Here is a 24,369-nt window from a genome sequence, read left to right as displayed (position 1 = left end):
TCACGCATGCCGAGGCGCTTGCTCGGCGAGCCTATCCGATGCACACGGAGCTGATGTCGGTGATCACGGGTCCGGGCGCATGGCTGCACCAGCCGCGAGCTGCAGCTGGCCATAGCCGTGTTTGCGCTGGCGTTCCAGGCCGTCTACTTCGCGGGCGAATACTTCACCCTGGGTACCGGCCGAGCGCCCTTACTCGCGTTCTGCCAACGCTCGATTCACCCGCAGCGCCACCAGCGTGCACAGCACGCCCGACAACAGGTACGCGCTGACGGCAACCAGGCCGAAGCGCATCGACAAACCCAGTGCGACCAGCGGCGCGAATGCCGCGCCGATCAACCACGCGAAGTCGGTGGTGAAGGCAGCGCCGGTATAGCGCAGGCGCATCTCGAAGTTGGAGGTCACGCTGCCTGCTGCTTGGCCATAAGACAGGCCCAGCCCGCCGAAGCCCAGGATGATGAAGGCGTCCTGCCCCCACTTGCCGCCGCCCAGCAACCACGGCGTGATCAGCGCGAATATCGCGATCAGCGCGGCCATCGTGCCCAACGTGGTGCGGCGACCCACGCGATCGGCGAGCAGGCCGGAGATGATCATGCCGAGGATGCACGCGAACGCGCCGATGATCTCGGCCACCAGCACCGAGTTGACCGGTTGCATCGAGCCCAGGACGATCCACGACAGCGGAAAGATCGTCACCAGGTGGAACAAGGCGTAGCTCGCCAGCGCAGCGAACGCGCCGATGAAGATGTTGTAGCCCTGCGTGCGCAGGATGGTCAGGCTGCCGACGGGTTCCAGCTCCCGCTCCTCCATCGCGACCGTGTATTCCTCCGTCACCACCAGGCGCAGGCGTGCGAACAAGGCGACCACGTTGATGGCGAACGCGACGAAGAAGGGATAGCGCCAGCCCCAGTCGATGAAGTCTTCATCGGAGAGGCTTTCGTGCAGGAACAGGAACAACGCACCGGCCACCAGGAAACCGATCGGCGCGGACAGCTGCCCGAGCATGGCGTACCAGCCGCGCTTGTCGGGCGGCGCGTTCAAGGCGAGCAACGAGGGCAGGCCGTCCCACGAGCCGCCCAGTGCGATGCCCTGGAGGATGCGAAACAGCACCAGCAACCCGATCGCCCAGTCGCCGACCTGCCGGTAGCTCGGCAGGAACGCCATGCCCGCGGTGGCGCTGCCCAGCAGGAACAGCGCGATGGTGAGCTTGGTGCCGCGGCTCCAGCGCCGCTGGAAGTCCATGAAGAGCGCCGTGCCGAACGGTCGCGCGATGAAGGCCAGTGAAAAGACCGTGAAGGCGTACAGCATGCCGTGCAGCGTGTCGACGAAGGGAAACAACACCTGCGGGAACACCAGTGCGCAAGAAATACCGAACACGAAGAAGTCGAAGTGTTCGGACGTGCGGCCGATGATCACCCCGACGGCGATCTCGCCCGGAGCCACCCTTGCATGCGCATGCAGGCGCCCGATCTGCTCCGCCGAGTGCTCCGTTGCGCCGCCGTGTTCGGGGTAGGTGCTTGACATAGTCGTTACTCGGAAAGGGGGAGGATGTGAGGGCAAACTGCATGGCGCCGCCACGCCCTGGCCGCTGCAGGAGAGCTTCGATGCGCTCCTGCGCGGTGTTGATCGGCGGACCGTTCAACGACACCCATAACATCGGTTGCGCCGGTGACGTCTATGAAGGCTATGCGCGGATTGCTGCTGTTCATCGTCGCCCTGCCGCTGGCGGGTTGCCAGTCGGTGTTGATGTCGCCGTCGGGCGACCTGGCCAGGCAACAGCGGGACCTCATCATCACCTCAACCGTGCTGATGCTGCTCATCATCGTTCCCGTGATCGTGCTGACACTGGCGTTCGCCTGGCATTTCCGCGCGTCCAACAAGAAAGCCACCTACGACCCCGACTGGGACCACTCGACCATCCTTGAACTGCTGATCTGGTCGGCGCCGCTCCTGATCATCATCGCGCTCGGTGCGATCACCTGGGTCAGCACGCACAAGCTCGATCCGTATCGGCCGCTCGACCAGCTCGCACCGGGCCGGCCCATACCTGCCGATGCGCGACCGCTGACCGTGTACGTGGTGGCGCTCGACTGGAAATGGCTGTTCATATACCCCGAACAGGGCATTGCCACCGTGAACGAGCTGGCCGCGCCGGTGGACCGGCCGATCAACTTCAAGATTACGGCGTCGACGGTGATGAACTCGTTCTTCATCCCGGCGCTCGCCGGACAGATCTACGCCATGCCCGGCATGGAGACCACGCTGCAGGCGGTGATCAACCACCCGGGCGAGTTCGAGGGCTTCTCCGCCAACTACAGCGGCCTGGGTTTCTCCGGCATGCACTTCGCCTTCCACGGCATGAGCGAAGGCGGTTTCACGCAATGGGTGGAACGCGCCAAGCGCGGCGGCGGCGACCTGAGTCGTGAGGCGTACGTGAAGCTCGCCCAGCCCAGCCGCTATGAGCCCGTGCACACCTATGCCACGGTGGCGCCCGGGCTTTACCAGACCATCCTCACGCAATGCGTGGACCCCGGCAGCCGTTCGTGCATGAGCAACACGCATCCGGCGGGCGACGCGCATGCCGGCGACATGGACGGCATGTCGATGTCCTCCCGTACCGACTGATCCCGCGGTGATGCCATGCCCGACCTGACCAAACTGCTGTTCGGCCGCCTCACGCTCGAATCGTTGCCATTCCACGAGCCGATCCTGGTCGGCACGTTCGCCGTGGTGGCGCTGGGCGGCATCGCGTTGCTCGGCGTGATCACCTACTACCGGCTTTGGGGCTACCTGTGGCGCGAGTGGTTCACCAGCATCGACCACAAGAAGATCGGGATCATGTACATGATCCTCGGCTTCGTGATGCTGCTGCGTGGCTTCTCCGACGCCATCATGATGCGCGCGCAGCAGGCCATCGCCTTCGGCGACAACATGGGTTACCTGCCGCCGGAGCACTACGACCAGATCTTCACCGCGCACGGCGTGATCATGATCTTCTTCGTCGCCATGCCGATGGTGACGGGCCTGATGAACTTCGTGATGCCGCTGCAGATCGGCGCCCGCGACGTGGCCTTCCCCTTCCTGAACAACTTCAGCTTCTGGATGACGGTGGCCGGCGCCCTGCTGGTGATGGCCTCGCTGTTCATCGGCGAGTTCGCCCGCACCGGCTGGCTGGCTTATCCGCCGCTGTCGGACATCGTGTCGAGCCCAGACGCCGGCGTCGATTACTACATATGGGCGCTGCAGATCGCGGGCGTGGGCACCTTGCTGTCAGGCATCAACCTGCTGGTGACCATCGTGAAGATGCGCGCGCCCGGCATGACGATCATGAAGATGCCCGTGTTCACCTGGACGGCGCTGTGCACCAACGTGCTGATCGTGGCGGCGTTCCCGGTGCTTACGGCGGTACTCGCCATGCTGGCGCTGGACCGCTACGTCGGCACCAATTTCTTCACCACGGCATCGGGCGGCAACGCCATGATGTACATAAACTTCATCTGGATCTGGGGCCACCCCGAGGTCTATATCCTGGTGCTGCCCGCCTTCGGCATCTATTCCGAAGTGACCGCCACCTTCTGCCGCAAGCCGCTGTTCGGGTACGCCTCGATGGTCTACGCCACGGTGGTGATCACCGTGCTGTCGTACCTGGTGTGGCTGCACCACTTCTTCACGATGGGGTCGGGCGCGAGCGTCAACTCGTTCTTCGGCATCACCACGATGATCATCTCGATCCCCACCGGGGCGAAGATCTTCAACTGGCTGTTCACCATGTACCGCGGCCGCGTGGAGTTCGAGATACCGATGATGTGGACGGTGGCCTTCATGGTCACCTTCGTCATCGGTGGCATGACTGGCGTGCTGCTGGCGGTGCCGCCCGCGGACTTCTCGCTGCACAACAGCCTGTTCCTGGTGGCGCACTTCCACAACGTGATCATCGGCGGCGTGCTGTTCGGCCTGTTCGCCGGCATCAACTACTGGTTTCCCAAGGCGTTCGGCTTCCGGCTCGACCGCTTCTGGGGCAAGTGCTCCTTCTGGCTGTGGGTGATCGGCTTCTACTTCGCCTTCATGCCGCTTTACGTCATGGGCCTGATGGGCGTGACGCGCCGCCTCAACCATTTCGACGATCCATCGCTGCGCATCTGGACGCTGCTGGCCGCGTTCGGCGCCTTCCTCATCCTGCTCGGCATCGCCTGCACCATCATGCAGTTTTACGTGAGCTTCCGCCGCCGCGTGGAGCTTCGTGATGTCACCGGCGATCCCTGGCACGGGCGCACGCTGGAATGGTCGACCTCGTCGCCGCCACCGCCGTACAACTTCGCGTTCACGCCGCGCATCCACGACCACGATGCCTGGTGGATGATGAAGAAATACAGGTACGAGCGGCCGCTCGACGGCTTCCTTCCGATCCACATGCCGCACAACACCGGCACCGGGTTCGTCCTCGGCGCGCTGAGCTTCGTGTTCGGCTTCGCGATGATCTGGTACATGTGGCTGTTGGCGGCGCTGTCGTTCCTGGCGATCCTGGTGGTCGGGATCACGCACACGTTCAATTACGAGCGCGAGTACTACCTGTCGGCCGATGAGGTGCGACGCGTCGAACAATCCCGCACGGAGCTACTGGCCAGCCATGTCTGACATGTCCTCCACGATGACGCCGGACGGCGGGCCGGGCGAGAAGCTGCTGTTCCACGAGGCGCGCGACGTCCACACGGCCAACGGCACCCTGCTCGGTTTCTGGGTGTACCTGATGAGCGACTGCCTCATCTTCGCCTGCCTGTTCGCCGCCTATGGCGTTCTGGGCCGCGAGTACGCCGGCGGGCCGACGGGCGCCGAAGTGCTTGAGCTTCCCACGGTGGCGCTCAACACGACGCTACTGCTGCTTTCCTCCATCACCTACGGCTTTGCGGTGCTCGAGATGCAGCGCGACCGCAAGAACCCGATGCTGGCGTGGCTGGTGGTCACCGGCCTGCTGGGCGCGGGTTTCCTCACGGTGGAGCTTCGCGAGTTTGCGCACCTCATCGCCGAAGGCAACGGCCCGCAGCGCAGCGCCTTCCTCACCTCGTTCTTCAGCCTGGTGGGCACGCATGGCCTGCATGTCACCTGCGGCATCCTCTGGCTGATCGTATTGATGGTACAGGTGATGAGGAAGGGCCTGATCCATGCCAACAAGCGCAGGCTGCTGTGCCTGTCGATGTTCTGGCACTTCCTCGACGTGGTGTGGGTGGGCGTCTTCAGCTTCGTCTATCTGATGGGGGTGCTGCCATGAGCGCGCACGATGAATTGCAGCACGCCCACGACGACCATGATCATGACGACCTGGGCATCCACGCCACCTTCAAGGGCTACATGACCGGCTTCGTGCTGGCGGTGATCCTCACCATCATCCCGTTCTGGCTGGTAATGGGCCATGTGATCAAGGATTCGAGCACCGCGGCGGTGATCATCCTTGGCCTGGCGGCCGTGCAGATCGTGGTGCACATGATCTACTTCCTGCACATGAACTCGAAATCCGAGGGCGGCTGGAACATGCTGGCCCTGGTGTTCACCATCGTGCTCGTGGTGATCACGCTGAGCGGCTCGATCTGGATCATGTATCACCTCAACCACAACATGATGCCGCTGATGGATACGTCGAACCTGCCGTAGACTATCGCGCGTTTCCACCGCCACCCCCCATCGATGACTGACGATTCGATCCGCCGGCCGCGCGGCCCCGTCGCCCTCGGCCTGTTCGCCCTGCTGGGGCTGGTGCTGTTCGCCGGTTTCGTGGCGCTCGGCACGTGGCAGGTGAAGCGGCTCGCCTGGAAGCGCGACCTGATCGCACGCGTGGACGCGCGCGTGCATGCGGCGCCCGTTGCGGTGCCCTCGCCGGACCGATGGCCGGCCATCACGGCGGAATCGGCGGAGTACCGGCATGTGTCCTTGCACGGCCGTTTTCTGCACGATCGCCAGACCCTGGTGTGGACGGCGACCGATTTCGGCAGCGGCTACTGGGTGATGACGCCGCTGCAGCAGGACGACGGCTCGATCGTGCTGGTGAACCGCGGTTTCGCGCCGGCCGACTGGTGTGGCGCCAGGCGCGCCTGCCCATTTGTCCCCGATGGGGAGACGACGCTCACCGGGCTGCTTCGCATGAGCGAGCCGTCGGGGCTGCTGCGTGGCAACGATCCCGCGCGCAACAGCTGGTACGCGCGCGACGTGGCCGGCATCGCCAAGGCTCGTGGCCTGGATCGCGCCGCGCCGTTCTTCGTCGACGAGGATGCTGCGCCCGGAACACTCGACCAGGGTAAGCCTTCATGGCCGCAGGGCGGGCTGACGGTGATCGCGTTTCCGAACAATCATCTCAGTTACCTGATCACCTGGTATGCGCTGGCGCTGCTGGTGCTGGGTGCGGCGATCTACGTGGGCCGCGACGAATACCGCCTGCGCAAAGCCCCGCCCCCCCTGTAGGAGCGCACCCTGTGCGCGACAGCCTTTCACGGTGGGCTGCACGTTTGTTGCTCTTGTGAAAGCGGGCTATTGCCTCCGGTAGCCCCGCTTCCGCGAGCATGCCGCCTACGCAGCGGGCGTTTCGACGTCCTGCCGGCCGCCGAGTCACTTTTCTTTTGCTGGCCCAAAAGAAAAGTAACCCAAAGAAAATGGCCTTCAGAGCCAGGGCTCATAGCGATATGTGGGATAGAAGCGTCGGATGACTGAGGCCAGCTGGGATGCGCTCGTTACTATCTCGAACGACGCGGCTACACCGCCACGCGCCGACGCGAAGAGGACTTAAAGCAACCTCGCTGAGCCGTGATGAACCCTATGAGGCGCCGCATCCGTTCTCCCTCTCCCCTCCGGGGCACGCGGGGAGCGGCCATGGATGGCCGCGGCTTTGAGGAGCGAGGAGAGGGCTGGGGTGAGGGGTGGGTGCTCGCCAAAACCTCTCCTATCTCTGTAGGAGCGCACCCAGTGCGCGACCGCCGCGTCGCAACGCACCTTGCCCTTGCGTCGTCGCGACCACCGCAGATCGAGGCAACCCTGTCAGTCCGCGGTCGCGCACTGGGTGCGCTCCTACAAAAGAAAAAGAACGCGATGCGCGTTACATGTGCAGGAACGACTTGCCCTGCTTCAGCACGGTATCGCACACCTTGGTGGTGAGCTGGGATTTCAGGTCGCTCGAGCCACCGCCGAGGCTGTTGAGGTCCATGTGCTGGCCGTTGCTGCCCTGCAGGATGCCCTTGGCGCCGCTGAGATAGCCGGGGTCGCTGGTTGCGCCCGCGCTGCCGGTGGCTTCCGTGCTCGACTTGGACTTCTTCTGTCCGGTGAGCTGGCCCAGCATGTCGCTGGTGCTAGACCCTTGCTCGGAGTTGCCCGCGGCTGACTGAGAACCACCGCCGAGCTTGCCCATCAACTGCTGCTGGATGCCCGACGCGCCGGAGTCGCCGCCGAGGTAGTTGTTCTTCACGCAGTACTGCAGCAGGCCGGCCACGTTGCCCATGCTGCCCGAGGTCATGGAGCCACCGCCGGGAATCATGCTGCCCAGTTTGCCAAGGTCCTGCGCGCCGCCCGCGCTGCAGGCAAGGCTCAAGGCGATGGCCACGCAGCCCGTGGTCATGCCGCCGATGCGCTTGTTCATGTGCGTCTCCCTCCGTCAGGTGCGGGCATTCAACACCCTGCGTCGTTACGTTCGCGTCAGCGGCGAACTGCTCCACGGGAGCTTCACGACGACGCCACGATAGTGGCCTGGACGCGAGCCGTCGCGGGCAACCAGCCGCCACGCCAGTCGAGTCATTGACAGCGCACCGCACGTTGCCGGGTCAACGGAGTCGCAGCCATGGTATCGATGAAGAAACGTGAGCGCGCATGGACCGCCGTCTTGCTGTTCGCCGTGGTGGCGCTGACAGGCTTCGGCAGCGTCGCCTCCGAACGCATCCGTTTCGACAAGGGCGTGAACTCCACCACCTTCACCGCGGCGCTGGGCGAAGGGCACGACTACGTGCTGGGCGGGAAGGCCGGGCAGAGCCTGACGGTGGCGCTGCAGGGCCCCAGCGGGGTGTACTTCAACGTGTTGCCACCGAGCGGCCAGGATGCCCTGGTCAACACCTCGATCACCGGCGACGCCCGCTGGACGGGCGCTCTGAAACAGGACGGCGACTACACCGTGCGCGTCTACCCGATGCGGTCGGCGGCACGCCAGGGCAAGAGCCCCGCCTTCACGATCACCCTCGCCGTGCGTTGACCTTCAAGCAGGAGCGCACCCAGTGCGCGACCGCAGCAATGCGAGGGGTCATTGCGGGGATCGCGATCGCGCACTGGGTGCGCTCCTGCCGCGGTTACTTCGCGCGCAGCGCCGCGGCCTCGCGCGCGAGCTGCTCGATGCCGGCCCAGTCGCCGTTGCGCAGCTTGTCGGCCGGCGTCAGCCATGAACCGCCGACGCAGATGACATTGGGCAACGACAGGAAGTCCGGCGCCGTCGCCAGCGAGATGCCACCCGTGGGGCAGAACTTCATCTGCGGCAGGGGGCTGGCCCAGGCGCCCACCAGCTTGGCGCCGCCGGCCGGCACCGCCGGGAAAAACTTCACATGGCGATAGCCGCGCTCTAGCAGCGTCATTACCTCGCTCGCGGTGGCGGTGCCGGGCAGCAACGGCAGCTCGCTGTCGTCGGCCGCATCGAGCAGGCCTGGCGACACGCCCGGCGACACGGCAAAACGCGCGCCCGCCTTGTGTGCGGCACGCAGGTCCTTGGCGCTGAGCACGGTGCCCACGCCGACCACGGCGCCTTCCACTTCCTCGGCGACGGCCTTGATGGCGTCGAGCGCGGCGGGCGTGCGCAACGTGATCTCGATGGCGGGCGTGCCACCGGCGACCAGCGCGCGCGCCATCGGCACCGCGTCACGCGCGTTTTCGATGATCACCACCGGCACCACCGGCGCCAGGCGCAAGGTGGCTTCAACCTGCTGCTGTTTCTGTTCAATGCTCATGGCGTTCCGTGAATGCGTTCAAAGAGGAGGGCAATGCGTCAGAACACGCCCGCGCCAAGGTCGGCGGTCGTGGCGTTGCGACGGAACATGCCGAACAGCTCGCGTCCCAGCCCGAACTGATGGGCCGACAGATCCGCGGTCGCCGGCACGCGCGCCTCGAATTCCGCCGCGTCGACCAACACGTCCAGGCGTCCGTTCACCGCATCCAGGCGCACGATGTCGCCGTCGCGGATGCGCGCGATGGCGCCGTTGTCCTGCGCTTCGGGCGTCACGTGGATCGCCGCCGGCACGCGTCCGGAAGCGCCGGACATGCGGCCGTCGGTGAGCAGCGCGATGCGGTGGCCGCGGTCCTGCAGCACCGACAGCGTCGGCGTCAGCTTGTGCAGCTCCGGCATGCCGATCGCCTGCGGGCCCTGGAAGCGCACCACGGCGATGAAGTCGCGGTTGAGTTCGCCGCGCTCGAACGCCTTGCGCACGTCGTCCTGGTCGTGGAACACGATGGCCGGTGCCTCGATCACCTGGCGGTCCTCGGGCACCGAGGACACCTTGATCACCGCGCGGCCCAGGTTGCCGCTCAGCATGCGCAGGCCACCGTCCGCGCGGAACGGCTCGGCCACGCCGCGCAATACGCCGCGGTTGCCGCTTTCCCTGGAAACCGGCTTCCACACCAGGGCGCCGGCGTCGTCGATATGGGGCACCTGCGTATAGCCGTCCATACCGGTGCCGAACACGGTGCGCACGTCGGCGTGCAGCAGGCCTTGGCTCAGCAGCTGGTCGATCAGGAAGGCCATGCCGCCGGCCTCGTGGAACTGGTTCACGTCGGCGTAGCCGTTCGGATACACGCGCGCCAGCAGCGGGATCACCGACGACAGCGCGTCGAAGTCGTCCCAGCGCAGCTCGATGCCGGCCGCACGCGCGATGGCGACCAGATGCAGCAGGTGGTTGGTGGAGCCACCGGTGGCATGCAGGCCGATCACGCCGTTGACGATGGCGCGCTCGTCGACGATGTGGCCCAGCGGCAGATGCGAGGAACCCGGCGCGCTCAGCTCGGCCACGCGCAGCACGGCCTCGCGCGTCAGCGCGTCGCGCAGCGGCGTGTCCGGCGCCACGAAGCTCGCACCCGGCAGGTGCAGGCCCATGATCTCCATCAGCATCTGGTTGGAGTTGGCGGTGCCGTAGAACGTGCAGGTGCCCGGTGCGTGGTAGGACGCGGCCTCGGCTTCCAGCAGCTCGGCCTTGGTGGCCTTGCCCTCGGCATAGGCCTGGCGCACCTTCGACTTCTGCTCGTTGCTAATGCCGCTGGGCATCGGGCCGCTGGGCACGAAAATGCCGGGCAGATGGCCGAAGCTCAGCGCGCCGATCAGCAGGCCCGGCACGATCTTGTCGCAGATGCCGAGGTAAAGCGCGCCGTCGAACATGTCGTGCGAGAGCGAGATCGCCGTGGCCATGGCGATGAGGTCGCGCGAGAACAGCGACATCTCCATGCCGGCGCGACCCTGCGTGATGCCATCGCACATCGCCGGAACGCCGCCGGCCATCTGCGCGGTAATGCCGATGTCGCGCGCGACGTTGCGGATCAGCTCCGGATAGCGCTCGTACGGCTGATGCGCCGAGAGCATGTCGTTGTACGCGTTGATGATGGCGAGGTTCGGCGCATGGCCTTCGCGCAGGCGCTCCTTGTCGGTGGCGCCGCATGCGGCGAAGCCGTGGGCGAGGTTGCCGCAGGAAAGGCGCTCGCGGTGCACGCTGCCGCCCTGCGCGCCATCGATGCGGCGCAGGTAGTCGGCACGCGATTCGCGGCTGCGCTCGCGCAGTCGCTCGGTGACTTCGGCAAGAACGGGGTGAAGCACAGTCATGTTGCAACTCCGGGAAAATCGGCTGGCGCGCCGCGTGGCACGCCTTCCATCAGGGTGGCGCCGCGTCTTACGGGCACCAGTACACGGCCACCGGTACGTGTGCCTGCGTCAGCACCGAGCGCACCGGGAAATGGGCGGCTTCGCCCAGGCCCAGCCGCGCATCCGCCAGCAGCTGGCGCTTGGCGTCGCCTTCGATATGCAGGTACAGCGCGCGCGTCTGCAGCAGCGCCGACAGCGTGAACGTGACGCGCGGCTCGCCGGCGCCCGGCGCGCGCATCGGCAGCACGCGCACCTCGCTGTGGGCGTCGAGCGCTTCGGGCAGGCGATCGCCGCCGGGGAAGAACGATGCCGTGTGGCCGTCGTTGCCCATGCCCAGCACCACCGCATCGAACGGCAGCTGCAGCGACGCCACGCGTGCGCGCAGGGCGACGAGTCCGGCTTCGGGCGTGGGCGCATCGGCGTACAGCGGCACGAACTGCGCGGCCGACGCCGCGTGCTGCAGCAACAGGGCCTTCACCATCGCGGCGTTGGAGCGCTCGCTGGTTTCGGGCACCCAGCGCTCGTCCACCAGGGTGACCTGCACCTTGGCCCAATCCACCGCCTGCCGCGACAGGCGCTCGAACAGATGCTTCGGCGTGCTGCCGCCCGAGACGGCGAGCAGGGCGTGGCCGCGTTCGGCGATGCCTTCGCGCAGGCGGTCCGCGATGCGCTCGGCCAGGGCGTCGGCCAGGGCGTGACAGTCGGTGAAACTATGGGTCGTGACGTTCAAGATCGGCGGCATGGTTGGGCAAATCGGGCTGCGCGGACGGCACACGCGTGGCGGGAACACGAGTCTAGGCCTGGGGCCGCCATGCACAGGTGAAACGCCGGTGCATGGCGATCGACGGTGTTGGACACCGGCTTATTCACTGTCCTCGTTCCAGGTACGTCCGTCGCGCTCGATCAGCGCCACGGCAGCGCTCGGGCCCCAGGTGCCCGAGGTGTACGGTCGCGGCGACTCGCCGCTGTCCGCCCACGCGGCAAGGATGGGATCGGCCCAATGCCACGCCGCCTCCACTTCGTCGCGGCGCATGAACAAGGTCGGGTTGCCGCGCACCACGTCGAGGATGAGGCGCTCGTACGCATCGGGCTGCTGCACGCCGAAGGCTTCGGCGAAGCTCATGTCCAGCGACACGTGGCGCAGCCGCAGGCCACCCGGGCCGGGATGCTTGATGGTCACCCACAGCTTGATGTTCTCGTCCGGCTGCAGGCGCAGCACCAGGCGGTTCTGCGCGAGCACGCCCGCCGACGGATCGAAGATCGAATGCGGCACCGGCTTGAACACCACCACGATCTCGGACACGCGCTCGGGCAGTCGCTTGCCGGTGCGCAGGTAGAACGGCACGCCGGCCCAGCGCCAGTTGGCGATTTCCGCCTTCACCGCCACGAAGGTTTCGGTGTTCGACTTGTGGTCCTTCAGCTCGTCGAGATAGCCGGGCACGCTCTGGCCTTCGGCCGCGCCCGCGCGGTACTGGCCGCGCACGGTGAGCTGGCCGGCGTTGCTTTCGTCGATGTGCTTGAGCGAGCGCAGCACCTTGAGCTTCTCGTCGCGCACCGCGTCGGGCGACAGCGAGGAGGGCGGCTCCATCGCCACCATGCACAGCAGCTGCAGGATGTGGTTCTGCACCATGTCGCGCAGCGCGCCGGCATGGTCGTAGTAACCCGCGCGCTGGCCCACGCCCAGCGTTTCGGCCACGGTGATCTGCACGTGGTCGATGTGCTCGGCGTTCCACAGCGGCTCGAACAGGATGTTGCCGAAGCGCAGCGCCAGCAGGTTCTGCACCGTTTCCTTGCCGAGGTAATGGTCGATGCGATAGGTCTGCGATTCGTCGAACACGCGACCGACCGCATCGTTGATCTGGTTGGCGCTGCTGAGGTCGCGGCCGATGGGCTTTTCCAGCACCACGCGCGCCTTGCCCTTGTTGAGGCCGTGATGGCCAAGGCGGTTGCAGATGTCCACGAACAGCTCGGGCGAGGTGGACAGGTAGAACACGCGCACATGGTCGGGCTGGCCGCCGATCATCGCGGCGAAATCGTCCCAGCCCTCGTCCTTGCGCGCATCCAGCGAGCGGTAGTTCACCAGCTTCAGGAAGGCGTCGATCTTGCTCTTGTCGCCGCCGTTTTCCTGCAGCGCCTTGCGCGTGCTGGCACGGTAGCCCTCGTCGTCGAGCCCCTCGCGGGCGATGCCGATGATGCGGCTGGTCTCGGGAACCTGCCCGTCCGCATAGCGGTGGTACAGCGCGGGCAGCAGCTTGCGTACGGCGAGGTCGCCGGTTCCGCCGAAGATCACCAGGTCGAAGGGTTCGACCGGCAGGGGAGAAGCAGTCACTTCAGTCACCTCGAGCGATGCGGGGAGCGACACGTGGCATGCATACCACGTGCAATGCCTGACGATCGTACCAGTGAAATACCAGACAACACCAGTTCCCCGGCGCGCCTTTGTCAGCCTGCCTTGAGCACGGATCCAACGCCTGAATTGGTACCACCGGAAAGCCGCGTCGCAGCGCCTGATTGCGCGATTGGTATTCTCATTGGTATCGTGCAGGCATGGAAACCGCCCTCGTCAACGAATATCGCCGCCTCAGCCGTGATCCGGCCGTGAACCAGCCGCTGGCCTACCTGCGCCTGCGCCGGGCCATCCGCAACGTGGTGGAGCACCGCGACATCGAGCCGGGACAGGCCCTGCCGAGCGAGCGCGATCTCTCGCGCCTGCTGCAGCTTTCGCGCGTCACCGTGCGCAAGGCCATCGCCGGCCTTGTCGAAGAGGGCCTGCTGAACCAGCGCCATGGCGCCGGCACCTTCGTGGCCGAACGCATCATCAAGCCGATGTCGCGCCTCACCAGCTTCACCGAAGACCTGCGCGCCCGCGGCCTGAACCCGCGTTCGGAATTCTTCGAGCGCAGCATCGGCGAGGTGACGCCCGAGGAATCGATGGCGCTCAACCTCTCGCCCGGCGTGCTGGTCGCGCGCCTGCACCGCGTCCGCTATGCCAAGGAAGAACCGTTGGCGATCGAGCGCAGCGTGGTGCCCGCCAGCGTGCTGCCCGACCCGATGATCGTGCACGACTCGCTGTACCAGGTGCTGGAAACCCTTGGCGCGCGCCCTCGCCGCGCCTTGCAGCGCCTGCGCGCGGTCTCGCTCGGCGCCCAGCAGGCGCGCCTGTTGCACGTGCCGGCGGGCAGCGCGGGCCTCAACATCGAGCGCCGCAGCTTCCTCGACGACGGCCGCGTGGTGGAGTTCACCACCTCGTGGTATCGCGGCGACATCTACGATTTCGTGGCCGAGCTGCAGACGGACTGAAGCCCCGCGGCGCTAGAACGCCAGCGCCATCGACTGGCCCACGCCCGTGGCCTGCCAGCGCGTGGTGAGCGCGAGGATGCGTTCCCGCACGGCCTGCACGTCCGCTACGTCCACGGCCAGCGGCTCGCACTGCCTGGCCTGGCAGGTGACGCGGTAGAGATCCAGCATGTCCGCCGGCGCGCTGCTCCAGCCGGCCCATCCGTCGGCCTGGAACACCTCGACCAGGCGCTCCACGCCATCGCTTTCGGCTTGCGCGTCCATGCGGAAATCCGGCGTCTCGCCCGTCGCCACGCGCGTGACGAAGCCGCGCCTGTGCAGCACGCTCTCCACGGCGTAATGCACCATGTCATGCGGGATGATGCCCTGCTTGGGGCAGTCGATCTGCCGGTTCGGCGCGCCCTCGCGGACGACCTCCATGCGGTCGTGCTTGCCGGCGCCTTTGGTGAAGATGAGCTGCATGGGCCACCTGTCGCGGGGCGATTCGTCGCCGTGCTGAACGATATCCCGGCAACGCCGTGTCCGCCGCAGGGCGTCTTCGCTCCATAACCGTGTAAAATATGGAGTTTTTGACGTCCGTAGTATGGCGCAGGACTCTCCACGAACAAGCATCCGCGGCTCGACGTTCATTCGCCTGCTGGCTCGCCTGACGGACGCTGGCGTTTCCCCGTCCCGGGCATCGCTCTCGGACCGGTTGAGCCAATGGCTCGACTGGACGCATGCGATCGCGCTGTCCACGGCGATGGATCGCCGGGCACCCGGGCAAGCCTTCGATGCGCCCGCCTTCGGCCAGGCCGAAGCGGAAGAGTGCGCGCGCGTGCGCGCCTCGCTCGCGGAGGTGATCAAGGGCACCGGGGAAAGTACCGACGGCGACGCGGAATACACGGCTTTCCGCCAGCGCTATCTCGCCATGCAACGCCGCATGCAAACCGCCACGGGCAACCTGCGCGGCCGCCTGCGCGACCTGCTGGCCCAGAAGACGCCCGAGATGGCCCGCCTCGCCGAGGTGGACGCGGTCATGGAGCGCGCGCTCAGCCCGCGCGAACACACGCTGCTGGCCGCCGTGCCCCATCTGCTCGGCGAGCATTTCGAACGGCTGCGCAACAGCGCGCAGCACACACCGGCCGATGCGCCGTCCGTGGGGAACACCTCCGCCGGCGCATGGCTCGATACTTTCCGCAGGGACATGCAGAGCGTGTTGCTCGCCGAACTGGATGTTCGTTTTCAACCGGTCGAGGGGCTGCTCGCGGCTCTTCGCACCCGCTAACTGGTTAGTCATGCTCAGAAACCTCCTCCATCTCGGTGTGTTCCTCGTCGGCCTTGCCGCCGCCTGCTGGATCGGCATCGGCTACATCGGCTCCAACCCGCTGGGCGCGGCCGTCGCGATGCTGATCGCCGCGTGCTATCTCGCCGGCGCCTTCGAACTGCATCGGTACCGGCAGGCCACGGCTTCGCTGCAGCGTGCCGTCGCGGATCTGTCCGCGGCGCCGCCGAGCCTGGGCGAATGGCTGGAACGCCTGCATCCCGGCGTGCGCAACAACGCTCGCCTGCGCATCGAAGGCGAGCGCGTGGCGATGCCGACGCCGGCGTTGACGCCGTACCTGGTCGGCATGCTGGTGTTGCTCGGCATGCTGGGCACGCTGCTGGGCATGATGGCGACGCTGCGCGGCACCGGCCTGGCACTGGAAAGCGCCACCGACCTGGAAGCCATGCGCAGTTCGCTGGCCGCACCGGTAAAGGGCCTCGGCTTTGCATTCGGCACCTCCATCGCCGGTGTCGCCAGCTCGGCGATGCTGGGCCTGCTTTCCGCGCTGAGCCGCCGCGAGCGCCTGCACGCCACGCAGCAGCTCGACTCGAAGGCCGCCACCACGCTGCGCGTCTACTCCAAGACGTACCAGCGCGAGGAAGCGTTCAAGCTGCTGCAGCAGCAGACGGCCCAGATGCCGGCGCTGGTCGAGCAGCTGCAGGCGATGATGACCGCCATCGAACGGCAGAATCTCACCGCGCACGAACGCCAGACGACCAGTCACGAGGCGTTCCATGCGCGCACCGAAGCCGTCTACACGCGCCTTGCCTCGTCCGTCGAAGCGTCGCTGAAGGAAAGCATCGCCGGCAGCGCCAGCGCCGCGAGTGCCGCGTTGCAACCGGTGGTCGAGGCGACCATGGCCGGGCTGACGCGCGAGACGGGCGCGCTGCACCACCACATCACCCAGGCCGTGCAGCGCCAGCTCGACGGCGTGTCGGCCCAGCTGGACAAGACCACCACCACCGTGGCGGGCCTGTGGCAGGGCGCGCTCGCGGAACACCGCGAAACGAACGGCAAGCTCGCCGGCCGGCTGGGCCAGACGCTGGAGCAGTTCAGCGCAACCTTCGAACAGCGCGCCGGCGATCTGCTGCAAGGCACGTCGACGCAGCTGGAAGCCGCGACGAACCGCGCCGCCCAGGCATGGAGCGATGCGCTGTCGCGCCAGGACACGCTCAACGCGCAGCTCGCCGAGCGCAGCCAGCAGATGCTGGCCGCATCCGCGGCCACCTTCGAGGAACATGCAAGCTCGCTGGTGCGCGTGGTGCAAGGTTCCCACGCCGAGCTGCAGTCCGCGCTGGAAGCACGCGACCAGCAGCGCCTGGCCACCTGGACCGATACGCTCGGCGCGATGACCGACGCGCTCGGCAAGCACTGGGAGCAGGCGGGCGAGCAGGTGGCGCAACGCCAGCAGGGCATCTGCGACACGCTCGCGCAAACCGCGCGCGACGTCACCGCCCAGGCCCAGTCGCACGCCAGGGAAACCATCGCGGAGATCTCGCGCCTGGTGCAGACCGCCTCCGAGGCGCCCAAGGCGGCCGCCGAGGTCATCGCCGAGCTGCGCCAGAAGCTCTCCGACAGCATGGTGCGCGACACCGCGATGCTGGACGAACGCGCGCGCCTGCTCGGCACGCTGGAAACGCTGCTCGACGCCGTCAACCACGCCTCGACCGAGCAGCGGCAAGCCGTGGATGCGCTGGTCGGCAGCTCGGCCGCCTTGCTCGAACGCGTCGGCACGCGCTTCACCGATCATGTCGAAGCCGAAACCGGCAAGCTCGAAACGGTGTCCGCGCAGGTCACCGGCAGCGCCATCGAAGTGGCGAGCCTGGGCGAAGCCTTCGGCGCCGCCGTGCAGCTGTTCGGCCAGTCGAACGAGATGCTGATGGAACGGTTGCAGGGCATCGAAGCCGCACTGGACAAGTCGCTCGCGCGCAGTGACGAGCAGCTGGCGTACTACGTGGCGCAGGCGAAGGAAGTCATCGACCTCAGCATGCTGTCGCAAAAGCAGATCATCGAGGAAGTGCAGTTGCTCGCCGGGCAGCGCACCGCCGGAGCCGACGCGGCATGAACGAGGACATCGAGCTCGAAGGCGAATCCTCCGCGCCCATCTGGGCCGCCTTCGGCGACCTGATGTCGGTGCTGCTGGGCGCATTCGTGCTGATCCTCGTCGGCGTGATCGGCGTGCAGCTGCAGCTTTCGCACCGGCTCGACGAAGAGGTGAAGCAGCGCCAGGCCGAAGCGCAGCGACGCATGACCCTGGAGCAGGCACTCGCCGCGCCGCTGGCCGCCGGCCGCGTCACGCTCGTCAACGGCCGCATCGGCATCCGTGGCAACGTGCTGTTCGCGCTCAACTCCGACCAGCTGCAGCCGGAGGGCCGCGAGCTGCTGAAGAGCCTCGCCGGTCCGCTTACCAACTACCTGAAGTCCCGCGACGAGATCCTGATGGTGAGCGGCTTCACCGACGACCGCCAGGTGCGCGACGGCAACCGCCAGTTCACCGACAACTGGGAACTCTCGGCCGAACGCGCGCTCACCGTCACGCGCGCCTTGATCGCCGAAGGCGTGCCGGCGACCTCGCTGTTTGCCGCCGCGTTCGGCGCGGAGCAACCGGTGAGCTCGAACGCGAACGAAGAAGGGCGCGCGAAGAACCGCCGCGTGGAAATCGCGCCGATCCCCAAGCCGTCCAACACCACCGTCGCCGCCCATGACTGAGGCGGTGACGCGCGCGCGGACCTTGCTCGACACCTGGCGCGCACAACGCGCCGACCGCGTCGACGCCGTGCGCTTTCACTTCATCGAGGCGCTGGAACGGCGCACCCGCGAGCAGACCGGCGCCGTACGCCAGGTGCTCGACGAGAAGCTCTCGTCGTTGCTCGATGCGTACGCGCGCGACGTGGCAAAGGCGGCGCCTGTCGATACGTCAACGGCCGAATCGTCCGCTCGCGGGCCGCTCGGCGCGCTGGTCGATGAGCTCAGCCGGCGCGTGGCGGCCCGTGACAACCGCGTGCCGCCGGGTGTCGACGCGGACGAGGCCGTTTCGCTGCCGCCGCTGGAGGCGCTCGACGAGTTCCAGCAGATCTGGTCGCAGGTGCGCACGCAGAGCCAGGTGCGCCAGTCGATGGAGCAGGCGCCAACCCATGCCGGACCGCTCAATTCCAGCGCGCTCGTGCATCGCTCGATCGCGCTCATGCGCGACCTCTCGCCCGGCTACCTGCAGCAGTTCCTCGCCTATATCGACGATCTGGCGTGGCTGGAACAGCTGGGTGCCGCCAGCGCGCCAACCCTCAAGGAAACGCCTGCGCCGGCGGCGAAGAAGCGCAGCCGCCGCAAAGCCAGGGAATCCTGATCGCCGTGGCAGCGCAGCGGTGGCACGAAGCGCGCACCGATGCCCATCCGGACGTCCTTTCGACAGCACGGCCTGCGGACGCGCGAACGGTGCGGCGCCGCTTCAATGCCTTTGGATCACCGCGAGCCAGGCGGCGAGGCAGGCGAGTTTCTGCTCTTTGCGCCAAGGCTTTCCCACCGCCGTGCCAAGGCGCTTGAGCCGCAGCTCGATGTCGACGGTCGGCTGCCCGAGCACTTGGACGGCAAGCCCGGGCAGCGATTTTTCGTCCAGCTCCACCTTGTCGATACCGCATCGCGCGGACGCGGCACGAAGCGCATCGCGCACCGCCAGTGCTTCGGCCACGGGCACGTGCTCGGCCCAGGCCAGGCTGTAATCGAGCAGGTCGGTGATCCAGCCGGCACGGTTCACCAGCAGCGCGACCACGGCGGGCCTGCATGCGGCCGCGCCAAGCTGGTCGACGATGGCCCGCAACGCCTCGGCGGCCTGTTGCTCCTGCCGTCGGCGTCCCTCGGCAACGATGGCCGTCATCTCGCCGGTCGCGCGGCCCGTCGGGCTTCGCGCCATGTCCGCGGCGAGCCGATAGGGCTCCAGGGCGAGCCGGTCGCCTGCCGTACCGGTTTCAAGCATCGTGGAGAGGACGACGCGCGGCTCGCCGTGCTCGACGCAGACACCGACCGCCACGGCGCCGCCCTTGCGCGCCCGCAGGCCGATGGCGGCCAGGGTGGATGGATGGCGTTCGGGCTGCGGCATCGACATCTCCTGAAGATCCCCCGGGGCTCGCCGTGTCGGCGAGCCCCGGGGGAAACGGACGTCCAAACCAATGGCAAACCATCGCCCAGGCGCGGCGCCCGCCCGGCGCCAGGGCCCATCAATCGCGATGGGTCAACGCGTAATCGATCGCCGCACGCACCGCCGCCACCTGCGCGTCATTGCACTGCTGAGGCGTGGCGCGCGGACTGTCGGGATAGACCTCGGTGGTCGTCGCGTAGCGCGCATGGGTGATGCCGGCGCACAGGCTCCACTGCTTCACCGGAAACTTGATCACGCCTGGCAGCAGCAGCGGCGACCCGATGATCTCGCCGCGAGCGTCGGCGTCGGCGATGTGGGTGACCTTGGCCACGGCCTCGACCACGGCCTGCTGGAACGCCGGCTGCGGTTGATCGGCATCGTCCACCAGGTAGAAGCCGTCGGGCACTTCACCGGGCTCGAACGGCTTGCCGTCGCGCGCGGCCAGCGCGGGCCGGTATTCCGATTCGTCCGAGTCGGTGGTTTCGTGCAGGTCGATGTGCATCAGCACGACGTCGCGCAACGGCTCCAGCAGATCCACCAGCGCGGCCGACTCGCCCGCCGGGCTGTCCTTGCGGAAATTGCGGTTGGGATCGAGCGCGTCGGGGTTCCAGCGATGGATGCGCTCGTACGCCCACGGGCTGACGCAGGGCACCACCATCAGGTTCGCACGGCCCGCATATTCGCCCGCGTGCTGCTGCAGGAACTGCAGCGCGCCATGCACGCCGCTGGTTTCGTAGCCATGCACGCCACCCGTCACCAGCACCACCGGCAGATCGTCCCGCCACGAGCGGCTGCGAACGACGACCAAGGGGTAATGCTCCGCGCCGTAGGTCAACGCACCGTACTCGGCCACGTCGAAGTCGCCGCGCAGGCGCTCGACGGCGCTCAACACATCCTGCGCGTAGCTGCGCTGCTTGACCTGTTTGGCCAGCCAGGTGGCGCGTTCCTGCGCGCCCCAAGGCTGTCCCGGCGTGCCGATCGGATAGAAAGCTTCGTGGCCCATGGCGGAATCGTCGTGTGGGAAAGCGGGCATTTTACCATTCGCGCCCGATCGCCATGGCGCAGGTGGCCGCTGACGCCCACAACGCGGCCGAAGGCGGCTGGGGCGCCAGGTTCGACCCAAACGGACGGCCAAACGGCCAAGCCGCATGGCGGCCTCCCCAGCGCCCGGGAGAGTTGCCATACTGGCGCCCGGGGATACCAGGGCAGCCGGCCATTGAAGCAAGGCCGGCTTGGGACATCGGGGGAAGACATGAATCTTTGGGCCGTGATGGCCGTTGGGGAGGGTTTTGCCCACCTCGACGGAACCGCAAGTTTCGAACTGTACGGCGTGGTCTCGGCGGCCGATGCGAACGCCGCCCTGGACAAGGCGGTCGACCTCGCCGTGCAGCGCTGGCCCGAGATCGCACAGGGTCGCGAGGGCAACGGCGCCGTGATCAACGCCGAAGAGGTCAGCGAAGTCACCCTGACGCCGGGCATGGAAGTCGACGTCGTCGACGTCTCCTGGATGTAGGCGCGTCGACGCACCTGCTTCATCAGGTCGACGACGTCATATCGCGGCCGTGCTCGCACGTCCACTGCACGTCTTTCCATTCACTCGCCGGAGAAGACCATGAAGCGCCACGCGACCTGTGCATTCCTGGCGGCTTGCCTGTTGGCGGGCCTGGTCCTGTGTCCTCCCTCCGCTACCGCGGAAACCATGAAGGACACCGATGCCACCAGCCTCCCGCAGACGCCGCAGGGCGAGCGTCGCGCCTCCATGGAAACGATGCAGATTCCCAGCCATGGCGCGCTGATGAACGCCCTGGTCTACGTGGCGGCAGGCGCCGGCCCGCACCCGACGGTCGTCCTGCTGCATGGCTTTCCCGGCAACGAGCGCAACCTGGACCTCGCGCAGGACATCCGCCGCGCGGGCTGGAACGTCCTTTACTTCAACTACCGCGGATCATGGGGAACGCCGGGCGACTTCTCCTTCTCGCACGGCGTCGAGGACGTCGCCTCGGCCCTGGCCTATCTGCGGCAACCCGAGAACGCCAGGCGGCTCCGCATCGATACCACGCGCATCGTCCTGATCGGGCACAGCATGGGCGGCTTCATGGCCGTGCAGGCCGGCGCGGCCGACCCCGCGGTCAAGGCCATCGGCATGATCTCGGCCGCCGACATGGCCGGCAGGTTTCAGGAGCTGCTCGGCAAGGGCACCCGCCAGGCCGCCATCCAGGGCACCAGCACGGGGCTGGCCGACGAAGGCATGGCGCCGCTCAGCGGCTGCACGCCCGACGGCCTGGCACAGGAACTGGCCGGGCATGCACGCGATTGGCGTTTTCTATCCAAGGTCGCCGCGCTCAAGGACCGCCCCGCCCTGGTCATCACCTCGGACGATGGCCTCACGCCGTGGAACGATGCTTTCAGCACCGGCCTTCGCAAGGCAGGTGATCATCAGGTGACCACCCTGCACCTCGCCACCGACCATGCGTATTCCGACAAGCGCACTGAACTGTCGCACGCCGTGCTCGCGTGGCTGGCACCCTTGGCGAAATAGCACGCTATCGCCTGCGTCCCTCGGCGTTCATGGGGAGGCCCAGTACGCGCGCCCCATCCACGCGCCGGCCTGGCTGGGGTTCCAGGTGAAGGTGGCCACGCTTTCCGGCGGCATGGTGTATTCGAAGCGGCTCTGGCTCTCCGCGACCGACACGTGGCGAGCCTCCTTGTTGCTGTTCACCATCACCAGCACGATCGATCCATCGGAAACATTCTGGAAGGCCACGTTGTCCAGATGCTCCTTCTCGGTCGCGGTCGATTCCACCCGCACCGCGCCGGGCAGCACGAACTTGCTGAAGTGCGCCAACGCGTAGTACTCGTCGTTGCGGCTCACTTCGCCGGTCTTCGAGTCGATCAGGATCACGCCCTTGCAGAGCGTACAGCCGCCGAAATGCGGACCGTGGTTTTCGTCCAGCGCCAAGTTCCAGTAGATGACGCCGCGCGCCCACTGGCGAATGCCCGTGACCAGCAGGTTCCGCGAAAACCAGATCAGCTCGCCCTTGGCGGCCGATGCCCAATCGCCGCCCGAACATTCGGTGATGTAGGTGTCCTTGTCGGGATACGCGCGATGCACCCGGCCCTGCGCGTACTGGCTGCCTTCATAGCAATGCCAGGCCACGCCATCGATGTATTTGGCGGCATCCGGGTCGGACAGCACGCTCAACGGCTGCTCGGGCTGGCTCCAGTTGTGGTCCCATTCCAGGATGCGGGTCTTCTGCTTGCGCCGCGCCAGCTTCGGGCCAAGGTATTGCCCGATCACGCGCGCGCGCGTCGACGCCGACATTTCCATGCCCGGATAGGTGATCGGGACAAAGCTGGGCTCGTTCTGCATCGTCAATGCGTAGATCGGGATGCCGTAGTTGCGGTAGGCATCGAGATACTTGACCAGGTAGCTCGCGTAGGTGTCTTCGTACTGCTCCAGCAACTCGCCGCCAATGACGTTCTGGCTGGTCTTCATCCATGCCGGCGCCGTCCACGACGACGCGACGATGAGCAGCGAGGGGTTGATGGAGAGCGCCTCGCGCACCGTGGGTATCACGTTGCGCAGATTGGGCGTGACGTTGAAATGCGCCAGGTCCGGGTCGTCCTGCCCGAAGGGCACGTCATCGAGCGTGTATGGCTTCAACGAGAAATCCGACGCGCCGATGGTCAGGCGCATCATGGTCAGGTTGAGGTTGGGCGGCGGCCCGTAGATCTCGTGCAGCAGCGCGCTGCGCTGCAAACCACCCAGCTTGTTCTGCAGCAGCCAGGCCGATGAATCCGTCATCGCGGCGCCGAAACCGGTCATGGTCTGGAACTTCTTGTCGACATCGATCACCACGTCGACGGGCGACGAGCCGCGCGCCGCCATCTCGATCTCCGGCTGCCGCTCGAGCCTCAACCGGCGATCCTGCGTGCTGAGCCAGAGATCGACGGTCGGCGCGATGGGGCGTGCCACCGGAACGATCTTGGGCGCGATCTTGGGAAACTCGAAATGCGGTGCGCCAAGCACCAGCAGGGTGAGCAGCGTGATCAAAGCGATGAAGACGGGAGCGCCCCGATTCGATTCCACCTTCTGCTCATCCATGGCGCTTGTAATACCCGTCGTTCATGCTGCAACCCACTTGGATGACGAAGCTCCCAGTGCTTCCGCGTTGGACATGGGCCGCCTCGTATGGCCGAAACGGCAGCGTATGGTGCCGGACGCCGAACACGTCCAGTCCGCTTAAAGCGGACGTTAGCACCGAACCCCGGCGGAAAGTGCCCCGCCCTCGATAAACCTATCGGCAACGTGACCGGCTTCCTGAGCGCAGTCGAACGCCCTCGAACGCCCCAGCCCCCGACCCACCTCTTCAACGCCGTTCCCCGACCACCATCCTGTAGGAGCGCACCCTGTGCGCGACCGCAGAGCCCCGCCAGCACCACTCCGTAGGCTTTTCGCGCACTGGGTGCGCTCCTACAGGAACGGAGGGCTTACCAAGGCGAACCACCCGCGAAGACCAACCGCATGACGATCGCACCTCAACGGCGCAGCCATACCAACACCGTTGTAGGAGCGCACCCTGTGCGCGACCGCAGAGCCCCGCCAACACCACTCCGTAGGCTTTTCGCGCACTGGGTGCGCTCCTACAGGAACGGAGGGCTTACCAAGGCGAACCACCCGCGAAGACCAACCGCATGGCGATCGCACCTCAACGGCGCAGCCCACCCACACACCATTGTAGGAGCGCACCCAGTGCGCGACCGCAGGGCCCCGCCAACACC

General features: G+C 66.8%; 23 protein-coding genes. 13 read left to right on the top strand and 10 right to left on the bottom strand.

Annotated elements, in window-relative coordinates; all coding sequences use genetic code 11:
* Nucleotides 1-189: 189 nt before the first annotated feature.
* Entirely contained in the window at nt 190-1,521 is a 1,332-nt protein-coding gene (locus JMF82_RS00115; protein ID WP_201312504.1) for an MFS transporter, read from the bottom strand.
* A 153-nt stretch (nt 1,522-1,674) separates the two neighbouring features.
* On the opposite strand from JMF82_RS00115, the gene cyoA reads away from it, so the two are divergent.
* The 5 genes from cyoA to JMF82_RS00090 are packed head-to-tail and all read left to right on the top strand — an operon-like array spanning nt 1,675 to nt 6,447.
* A complete protein-coding gene (gene cyoA / locus JMF82_RS00110) occupies nt 1,675-2,622 on the top strand; it encodes a ubiquinol oxidase subunit II (protein WP_201312503.1) in 948 nt (315 codons plus the stop codon).
* A 15-nt stretch (nt 2,623-2,637) separates the two neighbouring features.
* Nucleotides 2,638-4,632, top strand: a complete 1,995-nt coding sequence (gene cyoB, locus JMF82_RS00105; protein ID WP_236585211.1) for a cytochrome o ubiquinol oxidase subunit I — start codon at nt 2,638-2,640, stop codon at nt 4,630-4,632.
* Nucleotides 4,625-5,263, top strand: coding sequence for a cytochrome o ubiquinol oxidase subunit III (gene cyoC, locus JMF82_RS00100; RefSeq protein WP_236585210.1), 639 nt, complete (start codon nt 4,625-4,627; stop codon nt 5,261-5,263). The genes cyoB and cyoC overlap by 8 nt, the downstream gene beginning before the upstream one ends.
* On the top strand, nt 5,260-5,643 hold the full coding sequence (gene cyoD / locus JMF82_RS00095; protein WP_201312502.1) for a cytochrome o ubiquinol oxidase subunit IV: 384 nt from the start codon (nt 5,260-5,262) through the stop codon (nt 5,641-5,643). Before cyoC ends, cyoD begins: the two co-directional genes overlap by 4 nt.
* A gap of 33 nt (nt 5,644-5,676) precedes the next feature.
* Nucleotides 5,677-6,447, top strand: a complete 771-nt coding sequence (locus JMF82_RS00090) for an SURF1 family protein (protein WP_201312501.1) — start codon at nt 5,677-5,679, stop codon at nt 6,445-6,447.
* A 628-nt stretch (nt 6,448-7,075) separates the two neighbouring features.
* On the opposite strand, the gene JMF82_RS00085 is transcribed toward JMF82_RS00090, so the two are convergent.
* Nucleotides 7,076-7,612, bottom strand: coding sequence for a DUF2501 domain-containing protein (locus tag JMF82_RS00085; RefSeq protein ID WP_201312500.1), 537 nt, complete (start codon nt 7,610-7,612; stop codon nt 7,076-7,078).
* 207 nt (nt 7,613-7,819) lie between these two features.
* On the opposite strand from JMF82_RS00085, the gene JMF82_RS00080 reads away from it, so the two are divergent.
* Nucleotides 7,820-8,215: a hypothetical protein gene (locus JMF82_RS00080; RefSeq protein ID WP_201312499.1), complete on the top strand. Its 396-nt coding sequence runs from the start codon at nt 7,820-7,822 to the stop codon at nt 8,213-8,215.
* Between the two features lie 94 nt (nt 8,216-8,309).
* On the opposite strand, the gene eda is transcribed toward JMF82_RS00080, so the two are convergent.
* From eda to zwf, 4 genes are all read right to left on the bottom strand, one after another.
* Complete coding sequence (gene eda, locus JMF82_RS00075; RefSeq protein WP_201312498.1) at nt 8,310-8,957, bottom strand: bifunctional 4-hydroxy-2-oxoglutarate aldolase/2-dehydro-3-deoxy-phosphogluconate aldolase; 648 nt, start codon at nt 8,955-8,957, stop codon at nt 8,310-8,312.
* 38 nt (nt 8,958-8,995) lie between these two features.
* A complete protein-coding gene (gene edd / locus JMF82_RS00070) occupies nt 8,996-10,813 on the bottom strand; it encodes a phosphogluconate dehydratase (protein WP_201312497.1) in 1,818 nt (605 codons plus the stop codon).
* Between the two features lie 67 nt (nt 10,814-10,880).
* Nucleotides 10,881-11,594, bottom strand: a complete 714-nt coding sequence (pgl, locus tag JMF82_RS00065; protein ID WP_201312496.1) for a 6-phosphogluconolactonase — start codon at nt 11,592-11,594, stop codon at nt 10,881-10,883.
* A gap of 120 nt (nt 11,595-11,714) precedes the next feature.
* On the bottom strand, nt 11,715-13,181 hold the full coding sequence (gene zwf / locus JMF82_RS00060; protein ID WP_201312495.1) for a glucose-6-phosphate dehydrogenase: 1,467 nt from the start codon (nt 13,179-13,181) through the stop codon (nt 11,715-11,717).
* 218 nt (nt 13,182-13,399) lie between these two features.
* On the opposite strand from zwf, the gene JMF82_RS00055 reads away from it, so the two are divergent.
* Complete coding sequence (locus tag JMF82_RS00055; protein WP_201312494.1) at nt 13,400-14,152, top strand: GntR family transcriptional regulator; 753 nt, start codon at nt 13,400-13,402, stop codon at nt 14,150-14,152.
* Between the two features lie 12 nt (nt 14,153-14,164).
* Here JMF82_RS00055 and JMF82_RS00050 read toward each other — a convergent pair whose 3' ends face one another.
* A complete protein-coding gene (locus JMF82_RS00050) occupies nt 14,165-14,611 on the bottom strand; it encodes a hypothetical protein (RefSeq protein WP_201312493.1) in 447 nt (148 codons plus the stop codon).
* A gap of 121 nt (nt 14,612-14,732) precedes the next feature.
* Between JMF82_RS00050 and JMF82_RS00045 the strand changes: the two genes are divergently transcribed.
* From JMF82_RS00045 to JMF82_RS00030, 4 genes are read left to right on the top strand one after another with little or no spacing between them, the layout of a single operon-like run.
* Complete coding sequence (locus JMF82_RS00045; RefSeq protein ID WP_201312492.1) at nt 14,733-15,416, top strand: DUF3348 domain-containing protein; 684 nt, start codon at nt 14,733-14,735, stop codon at nt 15,414-15,416.
* Between the two features lie 10 nt (nt 15,417-15,426).
* The gene (locus JMF82_RS00040) at nt 15,427-17,520 is read left to right on the top strand and encodes a DUF802 domain-containing protein (RefSeq protein ID WP_201312491.1); all 2,094 of its coding nucleotides are present in this window, start codon (nt 15,427-15,429) and stop codon (nt 17,518-17,520) included.
* The gene (locus JMF82_RS00035) at nt 17,517-18,164 is read left to right on the top strand and encodes an OmpA family protein (protein ID WP_201312490.1); all 648 of its coding nucleotides are present in this window, start codon (nt 17,517-17,519) and stop codon (nt 18,162-18,164) included. Before JMF82_RS00040 ends, JMF82_RS00035 begins: the two co-directional genes overlap by 4 nt.
* Entirely contained in the window at nt 18,157-18,798 is a 642-nt protein-coding gene (locus JMF82_RS00030) for a DUF2894 domain-containing protein (protein ID WP_201312489.1), read from the top strand. The genes JMF82_RS00035 and JMF82_RS00030 overlap by 8 nt, the downstream gene beginning before the upstream one ends.
* A 102-nt stretch (nt 18,799-18,900) precedes the next feature.
* Here JMF82_RS00030 and JMF82_RS00025 read toward each other — a convergent pair whose 3' ends face one another.
* A complete protein-coding gene (locus JMF82_RS00025) occupies nt 18,901-19,548 on the bottom strand; it encodes a hypothetical protein (RefSeq protein ID WP_201312488.1) in 648 nt (215 codons plus the stop codon).
* Between the two features lie 118 nt (nt 19,549-19,666).
* Nucleotides 19,667-20,590, bottom strand: a complete 924-nt coding sequence (locus JMF82_RS00020; protein WP_201312487.1) for a M14 family metallocarboxypeptidase — start codon at nt 20,588-20,590, stop codon at nt 19,667-19,669.
* Between the two features lie 249 nt (nt 20,591-20,839).
* Between JMF82_RS00020 and JMF82_RS00015 the strand changes: the two genes are divergently transcribed.
* Both JMF82_RS00015 and JMF82_RS00010 read left to right on the top strand, forming a co-directional pair.
* A complete protein-coding gene (locus tag JMF82_RS00015; protein WP_201312486.1) occupies nt 20,840-21,100 on the top strand; it encodes a hypothetical protein in 261 nt (86 codons plus the stop codon).
* A 99-nt stretch (nt 21,101-21,199) separates the two neighbouring features.
* Complete coding sequence (locus JMF82_RS00010) at nt 21,200-22,126, top strand: alpha/beta hydrolase (protein ID WP_236585209.1); 927 nt, start codon at nt 21,200-21,202, stop codon at nt 22,124-22,126.
* A gap of 27 nt (nt 22,127-22,153) precedes the next feature.
* Here the strand turns inward: JMF82_RS00010 and JMF82_RS00005 are convergent, their stop codons facing one another.
* Entirely contained in the window at nt 22,154-23,692 is a 1,539-nt protein-coding gene (locus JMF82_RS00005) for a glycoside hydrolase family 30 beta sandwich domain-containing protein (RefSeq protein ID WP_201312485.1), read from the bottom strand.
* Between the last annotated feature and the right edge of the window lie 677 nt (nt 23,693-24,369).

Source organism: Dyella sp. EPa41, assembly GCF_016586165.1.
In the GTDB taxonomy this organism is placed as follows: Bacteria; Pseudomonadota; Gammaproteobacteria; order Xanthomonadales; family Rhodanobacteraceae; genus Dyella.
This window is presented reverse-complemented; position numbering and strand designations above follow the sequence as displayed.